We start from the raw sequence: 15,363 nt of genomic DNA on the forward strand, positions 1-15,363 counted from the left end.
TTCACCGAATTGGTTTCGAGAGAGCAATCGAAACCGCGTAGTTGACTGTAATTAGTACCCGAAATTCGAGAGTGCTAATATTTTAGTATCTCTGACCGACTGGTACCGATACCGACGTGTCACCGATCGGCCATCGCCGTCGGTGACGGTCGACCGATCCCAATCCATGCCACAGCCGATTACCGTCCTCGTCGTCGACAACGAACCGGGCTATGCTGACCTGTCGGGGTCGATGCTCGAACGCGAAGACGAAGCGATCGAAGCGATCGCCGCGACGAGTCCCGATGAGGCTCTGGAGGCGTTCGATCGCCGCGAGATCGACTGTATCGTCAGCGATTACGAGATGCCGAAACTGACCGGGCTCGAATTGCTCGAACGGATCAGGGAGGACGACCCGGACCTCCCGTTTATTCTGTACACAGGCCGGGGGTCAGAGGAACTGGCGAGTGAGGCGATCGCGGCGGGGGTGACACAGTACTTCCAGAAGGAGTCCGGGAACGAACGCTACGCGCTGCTGGCGAACCAGATCACGAACGCGGTGTCGCAGTATCGTGCGAAGACGGAACTCCGAGAGAGCGAGCGGCGGTACGAACGGACGCTGACGACGCTGCACGAGACGACGCGGGATCTGATGCGCGCGGAGACGAAAGAGAACATCTACCAGGCGGCCGTCGACACCGCTGGAGAAATTCTCGACGTTCCAGTGGCAGCAGCGTATGCCTTCGAGCCGACTGCGGGAACGCTCGAACACGCCGCATCGATGCGAGAGTCCCGCGAGCTGGTCGATCCGGAGATGTCCTTCGAGCGCGGCGAGGGGCTGGTCTGGGAAGTGTTTTCCGAGGGAGAGAGCAGGTACTACGAAGATGTCCGGCGGACGAACGTCGAGCACGCCCAGACGCTGAGTCGAAGCGAGTTGATCGTCCCGCTTGGCACCCACGGCGTGTTGGTCGCCGGCACCGAGGACGTCGACGGCTTCGACGAGACGATGACCGAACTCCTGCACATTCTCGCGGCGAACACCGAGGCTGCACTCGATCGAGCCGAGCGCGAGCAGTTGCTTCGCGAACACGATCGGACCCTGACAGCACAGAACGAGGAACTGACGCGGCTCAATCACACGAACGAGATCGTCCGAGAGATCAACCACGCTGTTACCCAGGCCTCGACGCGCGAGGAGATCGAGACGAAAGTGTGCGATCGGCTCGCGGAGACGGAGCGGTACCTGTTCGCCTGGATCGCGACGACCGACGACGGCTGCCCGCGTCCGACGGCCTGGGCGGGGGTCGACGCAGCATACGTCGATCGCGTCCGTGACGACGGCGATCACGCACCAGAGGTCGGTCTGATACGCGAGACGCTGGCCACCGAACAGGTCCAGATCGTCCGCAACGTCCTCGACTCGGACGACTGGGACCAGCGGCGAAAGGATGCGCTCACGTACGGCTTTCAGACGGTGCTGTCGGTGCCGTTGATCGACGACGAACGCACGTACGGGGCCCTCATCGTCCACGTTCCCGGTGTCGATTCGATCACCAACAGCGAGCGCGAGGTGCTGGGGGAACTCGGCGAAACGATCGGCCACGCGATCCGATCGGTCGAGCAGACGCGAGCGATGCTCACCGATAGCCACGTCGAACTGGAACTGACCTGTCGCGACGGGCGGTTGCTAATCAATCGCCTCTCAGAGCGGATCGAGGGGCCGATCACGCTCGAGGGCATTATCGATCGGGCCGACGACGAGGTCGTCCTCTTCGTGAGCGTCCCGAAGACGGCAGATCTCGATTCGGTGACCGCCGGGTGGGCTTCGATCGAAGCCTGGTCGGTCGTTTCCGAGGGCGACGACGAGGTGCTGATCGAACTGACGCTCTCGTCGACGTCGTTTCTCGACGCGTTGCGCACGTACGACGTCAAGTTGCGGACGGCAACCGCCGAGGACGGTTCGACGACGCTCGTTCTCGACGTTCCAAACCACGTCGAAACGCGATCGCTGGTCGAGGGCATACGGGAGGGGTATCCCGAGACTGAACTCGACGCACGGCGCGAACGGACCGGGACGCGATCGGCTCGGCAGCTGGATACCTACGTCGAAGAACAACTCACGGAAAAGCAGTTCGAGGCATTGCAAGCGGCCCACTACAGCGGCTTCTTCGAGTGGCCGCGCGAGAGCACCGGCGAAGAACTCGCAGACGCACTGGATATCTCTTCGCCTACCTATCACTACCACCTGCGAGCGGCCGAACGAAAGCTCGTCCGCCTGGCGTTCGAGAGTGGTCCTAAATAATTAGTACCTGAATTTCAAACCATCCAAACAGTTAGAAGCTATATTTAACCCCCCACATCCCATACCAGTAATTGGCGATCTGAAATAGACTGTCGCCACCCCCAATCCCCCCCACCCCACCCCCACTTTCCCCCCGAAGACACAAACTCTCGAGCAGTGGCACTGTCCTGCGGTGAGACCGGTCTATACACGGCAACGCGATTCCGGAGCGGTTCACATGCTGGTAGCAAGTACTCCCAATCAGGTAATAGAGACGATCAGTACGATCGCGACTGCGGATCGATCGCGTCGTCCCACTCGATCCACTCGTGTTCCCAGCCGCGGCGCGATTCGGCACGGCGCAGTGTGCGTTCGCGGTCCTCGCGGTTCGTGCGGTTGCGCTCGACGGCTCCCGACTGCTCGCCCTCGACGAGAAGCGGGTCGAACGAGACGGCAGCGAACGCCTCGCGATCGCCGTCCGGAGAGACGGCTTCGAGGCGTTGCTGCTGAGCGCCGCGGGGAAACACGAGCAGGCCGTCCTCCCGCAGTTGCTCGAGCAGCGCACGCGGTGGTTCGACGGCGGCGGCTTCGAGCAGGATGCGATCGAAGGGGGCGTACTCGGGGAATCCGGCGGCACCGTCTCGACAATCGACCAGGACGCCGTCGTATCCCGCCTCCGCGAGGTTGGTCCGGGATTCGATCACGATCGGTCGGGAGATGTCGACGGCGTGAACGCGGGTTTCGCCGACGATTTCGGCCGCGACGGCGGCCGTGTAGCCGACGCCGGCCCCGACGATCAGGACGTCCTCGTCTCCCTCGAGAGAGAGCGCCTGGAGCAAGCGGGCGGCCGTACTCGGGGCGAGAACGCGGGTACCGAGAATCTCGTGGTCCCGGGCGGCGTAGGCTGCCCGCTCGTCGTCGAAAAAGGCGTCGCGCGACACGTCCCGCATCGCGACGGCGACGGCGTCGTCCGTGAGGACGGTTCTGGGAGGCTCGACGAGGCCGTCGACCATATCCTCGCGCAGTACCGCAGGGTCCATAGCCGAGTTATCCCGCCCGGAGTAATCAATGGCGCGCTTGCCCGGGACCAGTTCTGGACACGGTATTGCGTGAAAACGGTTTCGCACACCGACTATGGCACCGCTTCAGGACGCCTGCGTCGAGGTGACCACGCGAAGAGAGACTGCTATCGCATCCGAACGAACCGGACGCCGCCGCGGTCGCGACGAGCGAGCGAGCCGCCTGCGCGTTTTTCGGCCTCGACGAGCGTCTGGAAGACGGTCCCGATGGGGGCGAGCAGTCGGCCGCCCGTCCGAACCTGCTCGATGACGGGCGCTGGAAACGCGTCCGGCGCACACGTAAAATACGCCGCGTCGTAGGGCGCGTGTTCGGCCCATCCCTCCCTGCCGTCGCCGGCCCGGACGGACACGTCGCCGTATCCGGTTTCCGTGAGCGTCGTTTGTGCTCGTTCGGCGAGTTTTGCGCTGTACTCGACGGAGTAGACGCTTTCTGCGCCGACGAGTTCGGCCGTGACCGCGGCGTGGTAGCCACAGCCGGTTCCGATCTCGAGCACCGTCTCGCCGGCTTCGAGCGCTAACAGATCGGCCATGATCGCGACCATGTGCGGGGCGCTGATCGTCTGGCCGTCCCCGATCGGAAGCGGACGATCTGCGTAGGCGTCGTCGCGCCGATCCGCGGGGACGAACTCGTGGCGCGGGACAGCGGCGAGCGCATCGAGGACCCGATGGTCGTCGACCCGCGACGCGACGGTGTCGACCATTCGATCGCGAGCGGTTTCGTACTCGTCGGCGTCGGAGACGCCATCGTCTCCGTCGGTATCGGCGTTCCCGAAACCGAACATAGCGGATACTCGGTGAGCGATCGCAAGAACGTGTTGGGCGCACGTGCTGGGGGCAACGAGAACGGATCCGTCGGTTGCGTCGGCCGCGTCAGCGGCGTCAGTTGCGTCCGCAGTGTCAGCACGCCGATGGTTTTCGGCAAAATTACCAGGCCGACCAGGCAGTGGATGTTTCGTCGTAGGCGTAGACGCGTTTCGCGTCTTTCGCGAAGACGACGTCTCCCCGCTCCTCGAAGCGATCGCGGCGGTAGCCCGAAGCGTCCTTTCGGACGACGACTGCATCGATCTCGAACTCGTCGTCGCCAAAGGACTCGGTCTCGCCAACCTCGAACTCGTAGTCGCCGGGGACGTAGACCGAAACGCTTCGACTGTCGTCTCTGGAGCCGTCTTTGGGATGCACGGTGACGTTGACCGCGACGTTGTCCACTTCGCGCGTCCAGACGGTTTCGATGTCCTCGGCCGCGGCGTTCTCGACTCGCTTGTGGCCGTCGAGTTCGAGACTGGTCACGCGAACCGTCGAAAGCACCTCGTCGGTCTCGAGAATGAACTCGTCGCCGACCTCGATCGTCTCGTCTTCGGGCGTGGTCGTGTTCGCCGTGAAGGACTCGCCGTCCTGGGAGACGACCACGTCGATCGTCACCTCGCGCTGGCGTTCGGGCTGGATCTTGTGGACGTGACCGCACTCGCTACAGCGAACCGTCAACGCGCCGCCGCCGTCCGTCAGCACCTCGTGGACCGTCTCGAGGTCCGGCGAGCACGACGGACACGACGCGGGAACGCGGTCCGGAATATCGTTCATACGCGGTCTAACAGCTACGTACTGAAAAGGCGATTGAACCTGTCCTCTCGTCCATCGCGAGGGGCGGTCGACTACGCCGCTGGACGGGCGAGCGACGTACCGGGCTAGTCGAGCGACGAGTCGGGTAGCTCGAGTTCGTCCCCATCTGCGTAAACGGCCGGCTCTCGAACGATTCCGTCGAGATGAATCGGTGCTTCGACGTCGCCCCCGATTCCCGCGTCGTCACCGATCGCGATGTGGACCGTTCCCGCGGCCTTTTCGTCTAACAGGACCGAGCCGACGAGGTCCGTGACGGCGACGTTGGTGCCGATTCCGAGTTCCGCGAGGTTGTACGCGGCGTCGCCCACCGTTTCCGCCGCGGAGTCGATCGTCTCCCGAATGTCGTCGTCGGAGATGCGGGTGACGAGCCCGTCTTCGACCTCGAACGAGAGCGTTCGGCCCTCCTCGAGCAGCCCGTGGGGCATCATCGTCCCGTCGACGACGAACGTTCCCGCTGCGGATTGCGGACTGATGAACACCTCTCCCGCCGGCAGGTTCGACATCATTCCCGGTTCGTGGACGATGCCGGTATCCGACAGCCAGTCACGACCCGCTACGTCGAACGTGATGTCCGTTCCAGCGGGTGCCGTCACCCGGATCTTCTCGGCGTCGGCAACCTGCTCGCGGACATCCGCGCAGTGGGCTGCGATCGACTCGTAGTCGGCGTCGAGACCGGTCGTGAAAACGTCTTCAGTGATGCCGGGCAGGGTGGCGACGCGTGCGCCAGCCTCGTTCGCCTCGGTGCGCGCTCTGGTGTGGCTCAGGCTCTTCGTCGTCGGCGCGAGGACGACGTCTGCAGCCGCCATCGCAGCCGCAACCGGGGCCGGGGGCTCCGCGCCGTGAGTCTCTCCCGGCGGGTATCGAAGGAGGACGGCGTCATCTGTGATCTCGCTCGCGACCTCGTAAAGAGCCGCACCGATCGGTTCCCGCTCGTCGTCGGTGACGATCGTACACGATTCCCCGGATTGGAGATTCAGACACTGGCGAACGGCCGTCTCGGCGGCGGCTCGGAGTTCGGACATAGTGTACTGTGTCGGGAGTAGCGGCAAATGTGTTCCGTCGCGCGATTATCGGCTCCGAACTCCGTCGGTTCACCTGACCCCCGAGGAAGGGGCTGACGGTGCGTTGAGCGCTTCGAGTTCGGCTGGGAGCCCGAAAACGTAGACCGTATCGCCGGCTTCGAGCGGTTCGCTGTCCGCCGGCAACACCAGGTCCGGCCCATCCCGATCGATCGCGAGCACAGTTCCCGGGAGCCAGCCGACGAACTCGCCATCGAGCGGATCGTCGGGTTCGACCTCCACGGCAGTCACCGCCTCGTCCCCCTTCCGGATCGCAGCGAGGAGGGCGGAGCCGTCGCTCGAGGCCTCCGGTCGGGTAGTGAGTCGATAGCGGCTCCCGACCTCGAAGGCCATCGCGTCGTCGGCGTCGACGACCAGCGTCGTGATCGACCCGGAAGACGCCCGTAGCGTTCCCGTCGTCACGAATTCGGGAGACGCCGAGTCGGCTCTCCAGACTTCCACCGGGTCGCCAGCACTCGCCCGCGGGGACGGATCTCCCGCGATCGCTACCGCGACGCGATCTGGACCCAGCGTGTGGCTGACGCCAGTGCGCCGACCGCCGACCGCGAGTCCAGTCACGGAGCCGTCCGCAGCGATCGTCGTACGGACGTATCCGAACCCGTAGTCCGACTCGAGTCGCCGGTCCAGTCTCGAGCGACGCTCCGGGATCGGGAGGCCGCTTGGCAGCAGCAACTCGCGTCCCTCGAGTTCGCGTTTTCGGGAGTCGCCAACCGGCGGATACCCGCGTGCATCGTCGATCGACTCCGGCAGCGTCACGACGGCGGATCGGCCCGCCGACTGAACGAGATCCGCGATCGGCCCGCTCGCGTCGATCGGTCGAATCCCGGCGGAGCCACAGGCGAGGTGGTCACCAACTCGATGGCCGACGGCGGCGACGCCCGTTCCGACGGCCAGTACGCCGAGGAGATAGCTCCCCGTCGTGTAGTGGAGCAGCGCCGAATCAGCGACGACTGACCCGCGACGAACCATCTCGACCGCAAGCCACCCCGTCGGTAACGCGAGGCCGACGACGATCGCCGGTCCAGGTGGCGGTCGTCGAACCGCCAGGAGTCGGTAGCCGAACGCGAACGCGAGCGCCCCGACGCTCGCGAGCACGCCGTACCCGAAGATCCCGAGCAGCGCCGTTCGCGTCCACTCGAGCGTCGTCTCGACGCCAAGCGTCGTTCCAACGCTGGCGACGATGCAGCTCGCTACTGCACAGATCGCGGTCACCACGTCAGTGACTCACCCCGGAAACCGATCGCTCGCGTCCCGCGTCGACCGTATCGGTCGCGGCCGCGTCCGTCCCGATGAGAAGCGCCTCCGCGCCGACTGCGAGCGCGTCCGGGTCGGGTTCGAACTCCCATCTGTCGTCGCGATCACGACCGCGATCGGGGTGCGGGCGACCGGGTTCGTCCCGGCAAGCGGAGTCGATTCTACGCTCGACGGTCGCGTCGGCTCCTCGGGTGGCGATCGCCACGAGGTCCGTTCCGTCATCGGCTACCGACTCGCACACCGCGTCGGTCACCACCGCCCGTCGGATCGTCGCGTCGCCCCGGTCGAGCACCGAGAGGGCGTCGAACTCGTGGCTCGCGTCCCGCGAGGTGACGACGAGGCGAGCGCGATCGACGCCGAGCAGCGTTTCCGCCTCGGTCGTCGGGACAGCGACGGTTACTCGGCCGTCGCCGCCGATCGACCCGGTATCCGGATCGTCCCGGCATCCGTCGTGCGTTTCGAGTTGTTGGATTCCCAATCGATCACCGGTCCGATCTCGACCGGGTGGGGACGCCGTATCGTCGCTTCTCGCGGCGGAGGTCTCGGTGGTTGCACGCAGGACCCTCCCCGGGACCGTCGCCGAGTCGGTGACGGCGAGAACCTCGTCGCCCCGCGTCACCCCCGTCGGCAACAGCGCCCGAACCGAGACGGCCCGTTCTCCCGTCGAAACCTCCGTCGCGACGCCGTTTGCGGGCGGAGCCGCAGTGATCGTCGCTCGCCCGCGCCGATCGATCGAGACGGCGACGGCATCGAGACCGTAGCGCGTCCGAAGCCGGGTTTCGAGTCGCTCCTCGAGTTCCGACAGGGCCAGATCCGCTGGCAGCCGCCACGCGCCGTCATCGAGTGCAGTCCGAAGTCCTGGTCCCAGCGGTGGTGCTCCCTCGAATGCGCGGACCTCGCCGCTCGATCGAACCGTAACCTGCCCCATCGCGTCGACCGAATCGATCGCCCCCGCGGCGAGCGGCTGCGTGCGTTCGATCCGACCAGCGCTGGGGCGAGGTACGTCGTCCGCGAGCCGTCGCCCCTGTCTCGTTGCGTACAACCCGAGGACGGCGACGAGCCCCACGCCGAAGACGGGTCCCGGACGGACCGTACCTGGACCGACGATACCCGTGGTATACAGCGCGGCGGCGGTGGTACTCGCAGCGATCACCCCTCCAGCGATCGACGGCACAGTCCTGTCGGCAACGTACGAGGTCCCGAGACTGAACACTCCGACGAGCGTCGCGACGACGATTCCGAACGTGAGGGCGATCGGGACGCCGACGAGCACGTCGACCGGGTCGAGAAACGGTGAACTCATCGACCCAACCGGTGACGGGCCCCCAGTCCGAGTCGCTCCTCGATCGCGGTAGCGACGATCGTGAGTGTCGATTTCATCGTGCCGGCCACGGGTGTGTGCTTACGTCGTCGTGACACGGATTTCGGGATTCGGCTGCTCGTCGATGTAGTTGCTATCCGCCGGCGGAATCACGTCGATTTCGAGTGTTCCGATGTCCTGGTCGGCACGAAGCCCCGGTTCGCCGTCGAAGTCGATTTCGACGACGTTCGAGTCGGCATTGGTCTCCTCGTACACCGGTTCGGTGAGCTGTGCCGACCCCGCTGTTACGACGACGGTCGCATCCGCGACTTCGCCGCCGTTCTCGTCGATCACGTGGACGGAAACGCTACCGTCGTAGCCTTCTTCGATGATCTGGTCGTCCGAGTCGGGAAGGTCGATCGTCACCTCGGTATCGCCGACCTCCCCGATCGTTCCGAGCATATTCAACATCAGTGCAAGCGCAGCGACGCCGACCACGAGCGCGATCACCAGCCGGATCGGTAACCCCTCGATCGCGCGGTCGTCCGCGGCGAACGATCGTGACCGCGTTAGGCCGTCGGCTGTGTTCGACGGCGGTATCTTCGACAGCATACCCACTCTGGCTTCGCCATCTGATTTAAACGGTAGACCGCGAGTTCAAAAGTGAAGGCGCGGCGAGTCCGGGCGTGAGTTTCGTCATCGGACGCGGCGACGACCTCGAGGCAGGGCCCGTCGGGCACTTTGGTGCCTATCGTGCCCGTGACGGGAGCGAGGCGGCGGACCTGTACCTCGATTTCGATCGGCCGCACGCGATGTTGATCGTCGGAAAACGAGGGTACGGTAAGTCCTACACGATGGGCGTCCTCGCGGAGGGGCTCGCCGGGGCCGAGGGCGTCGCACCGGTGATCGTCGATCCGATGGGCGTCTTCGACACGCTCGCAGAATCGACAGCGGGCGAGGGTGTTCCCGCGACGGTGATCGACGAGCCAGCCGTCGCGCCGACCGCCCTCGATCCCCAGTCGTGGTGTGCGCTTCTCGGCCTCTCATCGGAAAGCGGTGCGGGAAGTCTCGTCTGGCAGGCCGCCCAGTCGGCGGCGACGATCGACGAAATGAAAACATACATCGAGGCGACTCAGGCTCCGGAAACCGACAAACGCGCGGCGAGCAATCACCTGCACCTCGCGGACTCGTGGGGCGTCTTCGACGCGGACGGTATCGACGCCATCGACCTCGGCGGTAGTGAGGTGACGATCGTCGACGTCTCCGGGCTCGGAGCCGCGCCGATGAACGCCGTCTGTCGGGGCGTCAGCGAAGCGCTGTACCGCGGGCGCGTCGACGGTCGAATCGATCGACTGCCGTGGCTCTTGCTCGACGAAGCCCACGCCTTCTTCGGCGGCGTGGCCGAACCCGCACTCGAGACGATTCTGACTCGCGGGCGCTCGCCCGGCGTGAGCCTCGTTTCTGCGACCCAGCGCCCGAGTGCGATCCCACCTGTCGGCATCTCCCAGTCCGACGTGCTGATTTCCCACCGGCTAACCGCCGAGGCGGACCTCGACGCGCTTCAGGCCGCCCAGCCGACTTACATGACGGTCTCACTGTCGGATTCCGATCGGCTCCCGGACGATCCCGGCGAGGTGCTCATCATCGACGACGCCACGGAGACGGTCCACGCGGCACAGGTACGCCCGCGCGAGACCCCACACGGCGGTGGCAGCCCGCGAGCGAGCGACGTCCGGGTCCACGACTGATTTCCGGGCGCACAACCGATCGGTCTTCCCGGTGATGCGTTTAAATACGATCGCGCGGCCACAGTCGCCATGCGCGACATCGAGCGGATCGAACAGCGACTGTCGGCGGTCGAACGCGCGGTGGTCGACGGCGACGCCGAGCTCGATCGGCTCGCCGATCTCGCCGCGCTGGCGGAGGCGCTCGAAGCCGTCGAAACGCGACTCGACGAACACGAACGGCGGATCGCCACACTCGAGGGAACGGTCGACGCGATCGACGGCATCGCCGGCCACGTCGAATCGGTCAACGAACGCGCCGAACGGCGGGCGGACGCGGCGATCGCCACCGTCGATCGACTCGAGTATCGACTGGACGAACTCGAAGGGACGCTCACGCCTCAAAAGCACCGCGGAGTCGGTGACGATGGGAAGCCCGCACCGAACGACGAGACCGAAGTCAGTCTCCCCGTGCCGGACGCCCGCAAGCCCGATAGACTGGATCGTGTGGTCCCGGACGAATCGAACCGTCCCGGACAGAGGGAGTCGAACCGCTCCGACTGGACTCCAGAAGTCGACGGTTCGTGCGACGACGCCGGCCCGTTCATCGAGGAGCCACACCCGGAGAAAACCGCTGAAAGGCTACTCGGCAGGACGATCGAGGAGCAGAGTGAGACGAAACACGACCCTGGCGATTCGACCGACGAGCGCGGCGAGTCCGGCAACGGCCGTCGATCGGCGTCGACGGTCGAGGAGCACGACAGTTCGTCAGGCTTTCTCGCCACAGTCCGCACTCGATTGCCGTGATCAGATACGTCCTCGCAGCGATGCTCGCAGTCGCACTCGTCGCGATTGCGATACCCGCCATCGAGACGGGAGCCAGAATAAACAGCGAACGGGCAGTCGAGACAACCCTCGCGAGGGTCGACGACGCGGCGACCTCGCTCGCGACCCACGAGGCGGTGACGCCGGCCGGGCATCCCGACCCGCGACGCGTCGTGGAACTCTCGTTTCCAAAGAGCACGCTGACCACGCGAGGTGTCGATCACGTCGAGTTAGTGCCACACAGCGACGGAAACTACACGCACGCGCGGTACGTGCTCGACGACGGGACGAGCCGCGAGACGGTGATCGAGGAGAAAATCGTCTGGAACGATCCGGACGAGACGGCGACGACCGAACTCGGCGGCGCGAAAACGCAACGCCTGGCGCTTCTGTTGGTCGCAGACGAGGACGGCGAGCCGACGATCGTCGCCCGTCGGCTCTGAGTGGAAGTGCGAGTGGACCGAGTCGGGTGTGAGTTTAAATCGGAACGCGCAGCCAGTCCCGACATGTCTCAGAATCGTTTCGAGAGCGCCGTCCGATCGGTTCTCGACGATCTCGGATTCGACGCGTTCCTCGACGAGGGGACGGACGGGCCGTGTGCCTGTCGCCCCTCGTTCGAGGAGGAGACGCTCGTCGTCGACGCAGGCGACTGCGATGGCGACCTCGCAACGACCCCGGCGTGTCGACGGACCGTCGTCGAGGCGCTCACGACGCGTGACGCCTCAGAGATCGTCTCGCGATCGAACGGGATCGAACGCCGGTACGGCGATCGCGCTGTCGACCTCCTCGGGGCGGCGGGACGGTTCGTCGAACTGCTTGGCGATCGGGACGACCGGTTGCGCGAGACCGCCACGCGCGATCCGCTCGCAGTCGCCACAGAACTCGAATCCACGCTCGGCCCGGCCGCCGACGTTGCCGCCGAATCCGGGCTGGCGGCGACCGCGCGCAGGGTCGATACATACGGCGAAGTGCTGACGCCGGCCGTCGGTCTCACCATCGGTCACTCGTTCGTCGACCCGGAGATCGACGCAGGGGCACGACTCCGAGACGTCCGGTCTCTCGACACCGGCAGCGAGGCGCGAATATACGCGCGATCCGACAGCGTGGCGCTGTACGCGCTCGAACCGATCGACGGGACGCTCTCGGCGGCGGAGCGAGCGCGACTCCTCGAGGGGTACGAAGCGATCGCTGAGGGGGTCGTCGAAGGCGACCGCGCGCCATCGCGTGCGATCGAGGCCGCGACCCATGGGCCAGCGGACCCGCTGTTGACGGCGATCCTCTCGAAACACACCAGCGGCTACGGCGTGCTCGAAGACCTGTTCGGCGACCCCCGCGTGACGGATGTCTACGTCACCTCGCCGGTCGCGGAGAACCCGCTTCGCGTCGTCGTCGACGGCGAGTCGATGACGACGAACGTTCACCTGACGCCCGAGGGTGCGCGGGCGCTCGCCTCCCGTGTGCGCAGAACCAGCGGGCGAGCCTTCTCGCGGGCGAATCCGACGATCGACGCGACCGCCGCGCTCGGGAACGGGACGGGCGTCCGCGTCGCAGGCGTCACCGATCCCGTCGCCGCGGGAACCGCCTTCGCGTTCCGCGAGGAAGCCGACGACAGGTTCACTCTCCCAGCGCTCGTGGCGAACGGAACGATGTCGGCCGAGGGCGCAGCGTTCCTCTCGATCGCCGTCGAACGCAACGCGGCCGCGCTGATCGCCGGAACCCGCGGCTCCGGGAAGACGACGCTGCTCGGAACACTACTGTACGAACTGACGCCCGACACCCGGACCGTCGTCATCGAAGACACGCCCGAACTCCCAGTGGGGCCGCTCCAGTCGGTCGATCGGGACGTTCAGGCGCTTCGGACGGGAACGGGCGATGGTGCGGAGATCACGGCCGTAGAGGCGCTCAGGACCGCGCTCCGTCTCGGCGACGGCGCGCTCGTCGTCGGAGAGATCCGCGGCGAGGAGGCGGCCGTGCTCTACGAGGCGATGCGGGTCGGCGCGAGCGCGAACGCGGTTCTGGGGACGATCCACGGCGACGGCGGTGAGGCCGTCTACGAGCGCGTCGTCTCCGACCTCGGTGTCGAACCGTCCTCGTTCGGGGCGACGGATCTCGTCGTCACCGTGCAGGCCGTCCAGACGCCGACCGGCCGCAGGCGGCGACTTGCCCGGATCGAAGAGGTCGTTCCGAACGGCGAAGAGAGCACCTTCGAGTCACTGTACGAACTCGATGGGACCGCCAGAGCCAGGGCAACCGGTCGGATCGATCGCGGCGAGAGTCGGTTCGTCGATCGCCTCGCTCGTCCGGGAGAGGAGTACGCGGATGTTCGAGCGGAGATCGCCGAGCGCGCCGCGGCGCTGTCGCGGCTGGCCGAAGACGGCCGGACGGGACCGCGAGAGGTCGCCGCGGCCTACGCCGATCGGGCACCCGGTCGCGAGCGGGGCGGGAACCGCGTGGTCGATGGATGACCCTGCTGACGACGCTCGTTCGGACCCTTGCTGGGCTGTACCCCGGCGAGGTCGAGGGGAACGACGACCTCGCTGACTCGCTCGCGTTCGTCGACTCGCCACACGACGACGAGACGATCGTCCGCGCCGGCTACGGAGCCGGCATCGTCGGCGCGCTGGTCCCGCTCTCACTGCTCTTGACCTCCGCACCGATCACGTTCGTCCTGTTTTTCGTGCTCGTGGTTCCAGTCGCAGCGATCCAGACTCTCCACTCGATCCCACACCTACAGGCGGCGTTTCGTCGGACGGAAGCCCTCGGCGAGACGCCGAACCTTGTCGGGCGGGCGGTCCTGCGGATGCAGGTCCAGCCGGCTCTCGAGAGCGCCGTCCGATTCGCCGCCGACACCGGCGACGGGCCGCTGGCCGCGAGTCTCGGCGCGCACGTCGATCGATCGATGGGAACCTCGGAGACTGGATTGTTGTCGTTCGCCACGGAGTGGGCCGAGTGGTTTCCGGCGCTCAGGCGGTCGGCGCACCTGCTCGCGACCGCCCAGGACGCCCCGGAGGCCGAGCGGGTGCGAACGCTCGATCGATCGCTCGCGGCCGTCCTCGACGGGACGCGCAGCCAGATGGCGGAGTTTACGGCGTCGATTCGCGCTCCGACGAGCGGCCTGTTCGCGTTCGGGATCATGCTTCCGCTGGCGCTGATCGCGCTCGTTCCCGCCGTTCCGATGGTCGGTATCTCGATCAATATCTGGATCGTCGTGTTGCTGTACAACGTCGTCCTCCCCGCTGGAGTGCTCGGCGCGAGCGTCTGGCTGCTCACCAGACGGCCGGTCGCATTTCCTCCGCCGACCGTGCATCGAACGCATCCGGACGTCCCCGACCGACTCTGGTTACGAGGGCTGTGGGGGGTTCTCGCGGGCGGCGTCGGCTACGCCCTGACGGCGACGGTCGGTCCGTCCTACCTCGCGCCGATCGTCGGCGTCGGAATCGGTCTGGGCGCGGCGCTGATGGCGGTTTTTGCGCCGATTCTGGCGGTTCGGAACCACGTCCGCGACGTGGAAGACCACCTGACCGACGCCCTCTACATCGTCGGCCGGCAGGTCGCAGAGGGCGAGTCCGTCGAATCCGCGATCGAACTCGCGGCGAGGCGTGTTCCCGCCGAGACGGGGGCGGTCTTCGAGCACGCTGCCGGCGTTCAGCGTCGACTCCATACGGGCGTCGAAGAGGCGTTTCTCGGAGAATACGGGGCGCTCAGAGACGTCCCGAGCCCGCGAGCCCACGGGACGGCCGCCCTGCTCGCGATCGCCGCCGACGAGGGGAAACCCGCCGGCCGGGCGATCGTCTCGATGGCTGACCACCTCGAAGAACTCGAAGGGGTCGAGGCGAAGACGAAACGACGTCTGGAGCAGGTGACGGGAACGCTCGACAACACGGCGGCGTATTTCGGGCCGATGGTAGCCGGCGCGACGGTCGGGATGGCCGGACTGCTGTCGAGTGACGACCTCGTCGGGACGGGAACGATGGACGTCGCCGCGTTCTCAGCAGAGGCGCTCGGTATCGTCGTCGGCCTGTTCTTACTCCTCCTGTGTCTCATCCTGGTGCCGCTCTCGCTGGCCCTTCGGTACGGAATGGACCGGGCCCTCTTTGGGTATCACGTCGGTCGCGCGCTCCTTGCCGCGATGAGTATCTACGCCATCACCGTCAGCATCATCGAGATTGTGCTGTAAGAGGCCTCGGTGTGGGATATCAGGGACACGCCGCAAAACACCGCGTCA

13 protein-coding genes are annotated in these 15,363 nt (G+C 66.1%); 6 read left to right on the forward strand and 7 right to left on the reverse strand.

Features of this window, described 5'->3' with window-relative positions; translation table 11 throughout:
• The first annotated feature begins 166 nt into the window (after positions 1 to 166).
• Complete coding sequence (locus AC6I6L_RS12890; protein ID WP_497918159.1) at positions 167 to 2,281, forward strand: bacterio-opsin activator domain-containing protein; 2,115 nt, start codon at positions 167 to 169, stop codon at positions 2,279 to 2,281.
• Between the two features lie 257 nt (positions 2,282 to 2,538).
• Here the strand turns inward: AC6I6L_RS12890 and AC6I6L_RS12895 are convergent, their stop codons facing one another.
• The 7 genes from AC6I6L_RS12895 to AC6I6L_RS12925 all read right to left on the reverse strand — a co-directional run bounded on the left by AC6I6L_RS12895 (position 2,539) and on the right by AC6I6L_RS12925 (position 9,201).
• Positions 2,539 to 3,300, reverse strand: coding sequence for a protein-L-isoaspartate O-methyltransferase family protein (locus AC6I6L_RS12895; RefSeq protein ID WP_497918160.1), 762 nt, complete (start codon positions 3,298 to 3,300; stop codon positions 2,539 to 2,541).
• 146 nt (positions 3,301 to 3,446) lie between these two features.
• On the reverse strand, positions 3,447 to 4,121 hold the full coding sequence (locus AC6I6L_RS12900) for a protein-L-isoaspartate(D-aspartate) O-methyltransferase (protein ID WP_497918161.1): 675 nt from the start codon (positions 4,119 to 4,121) through the stop codon (positions 3,447 to 3,449).
• 142 nt (positions 4,122 to 4,263) lie between these two features.
• Positions 4,264 to 4,917, reverse strand: a complete 654-nt coding sequence (locus tag AC6I6L_RS12905; protein ID WP_497918162.1) for an HVO_0476 family zinc finger protein — start codon at positions 4,915 to 4,917, stop codon at positions 4,264 to 4,266.
• A 104-nt stretch (positions 4,918 to 5,021) separates the two neighbouring features.
• Positions 5,022 to 5,978: an aminopeptidase gene (locus tag AC6I6L_RS12910; RefSeq protein ID WP_497918163.1), complete on the reverse strand. Its 957-nt coding sequence runs from the start codon at positions 5,976 to 5,978 to the stop codon at positions 5,022 to 5,024.
• Between the two features lie 69 nt (positions 5,979 to 6,047).
• Positions 6,048 to 7,247, reverse strand: coding sequence for a TrkA C-terminal domain-containing protein (locus tag AC6I6L_RS12915; RefSeq protein WP_497918164.1), 1,200 nt, complete (start codon positions 7,245 to 7,247; stop codon positions 6,048 to 6,050).
• Between the two features lie 4 nt (positions 7,248 to 7,251).
• Positions 7,252 to 8,592, reverse strand: a complete 1,341-nt coding sequence (locus tag AC6I6L_RS12920; protein WP_497918165.1) for a DUF8167 domain-containing protein — start codon at positions 8,590 to 8,592, stop codon at positions 7,252 to 7,254.
• Positions 8,593 to 8,691: 99 nt separating this feature from the next.
• The gene (locus AC6I6L_RS12925) at positions 8,692 to 9,201 is read right to left on the reverse strand and encodes a DUF7382 domain-containing protein (protein ID WP_497918166.1); all 510 of its coding nucleotides are present in this window, start codon (positions 9,199 to 9,201) and stop codon (positions 8,692 to 8,694) included.
• A gap of 74 nt (positions 9,202 to 9,275) precedes the next feature.
• Here AC6I6L_RS12925 and AC6I6L_RS12930 point away from each other — a divergent pair, with 74 nt between their 5' ends.
• The 5 genes from AC6I6L_RS12930 (at position 9,276) to AC6I6L_RS12950 (ending at position 15,315) form a co-directional block, all read left to right on the forward strand.
• Complete coding sequence (locus AC6I6L_RS12930; protein ID WP_497918167.1) at positions 9,276 to 10,337, forward strand: ATP-binding protein; 1,062 nt, start codon at positions 9,276 to 9,278, stop codon at positions 10,335 to 10,337.
• 69 nt (positions 10,338 to 10,406) lie between these two features.
• Positions 10,407 to 11,120: a DUF7310 family coiled-coil domain-containing protein gene (locus tag AC6I6L_RS12935; RefSeq protein ID WP_497918168.1), complete on the forward strand. Its 714-nt coding sequence runs from the start codon at positions 10,407 to 10,409 to the stop codon at positions 11,118 to 11,120.
• Positions 11,117 to 11,581 carry a DUF7311 family protein gene (locus AC6I6L_RS12940; protein ID WP_497918169.1) on the forward strand — a complete coding sequence of 155 codons (465 nt, stop codon included), beginning with the start codon at positions 11,117 to 11,119 and terminating at the stop codon, positions 11,579 to 11,581. The genes AC6I6L_RS12935 and AC6I6L_RS12940 overlap by 4 nt, the downstream gene beginning before the upstream one ends.
• Before the next feature lie 63 nt (positions 11,582 to 11,644).
• Complete coding sequence (locus tag AC6I6L_RS12945) at positions 11,645 to 13,603, forward strand: ATPase, T2SS/T4P/T4SS family (RefSeq protein ID WP_497918170.1); 1,959 nt, start codon at positions 11,645 to 11,647, stop codon at positions 13,601 to 13,603.
• On the forward strand, positions 13,600 to 15,315 hold the full coding sequence (locus AC6I6L_RS12950) for a type II secretion system F family protein (protein ID WP_497918171.1): 1,716 nt from the start codon (positions 13,600 to 13,602) through the stop codon (positions 15,313 to 15,315). The genes AC6I6L_RS12945 and AC6I6L_RS12950 overlap by 4 nt, the downstream gene beginning before the upstream one ends.
• Positions 15,316 to 15,363 lie beyond the last annotated feature (48 nt).

The sequence above is a fragment of the Halosolutus sp. DAT137 genome, from assembly GCF_059736405.1.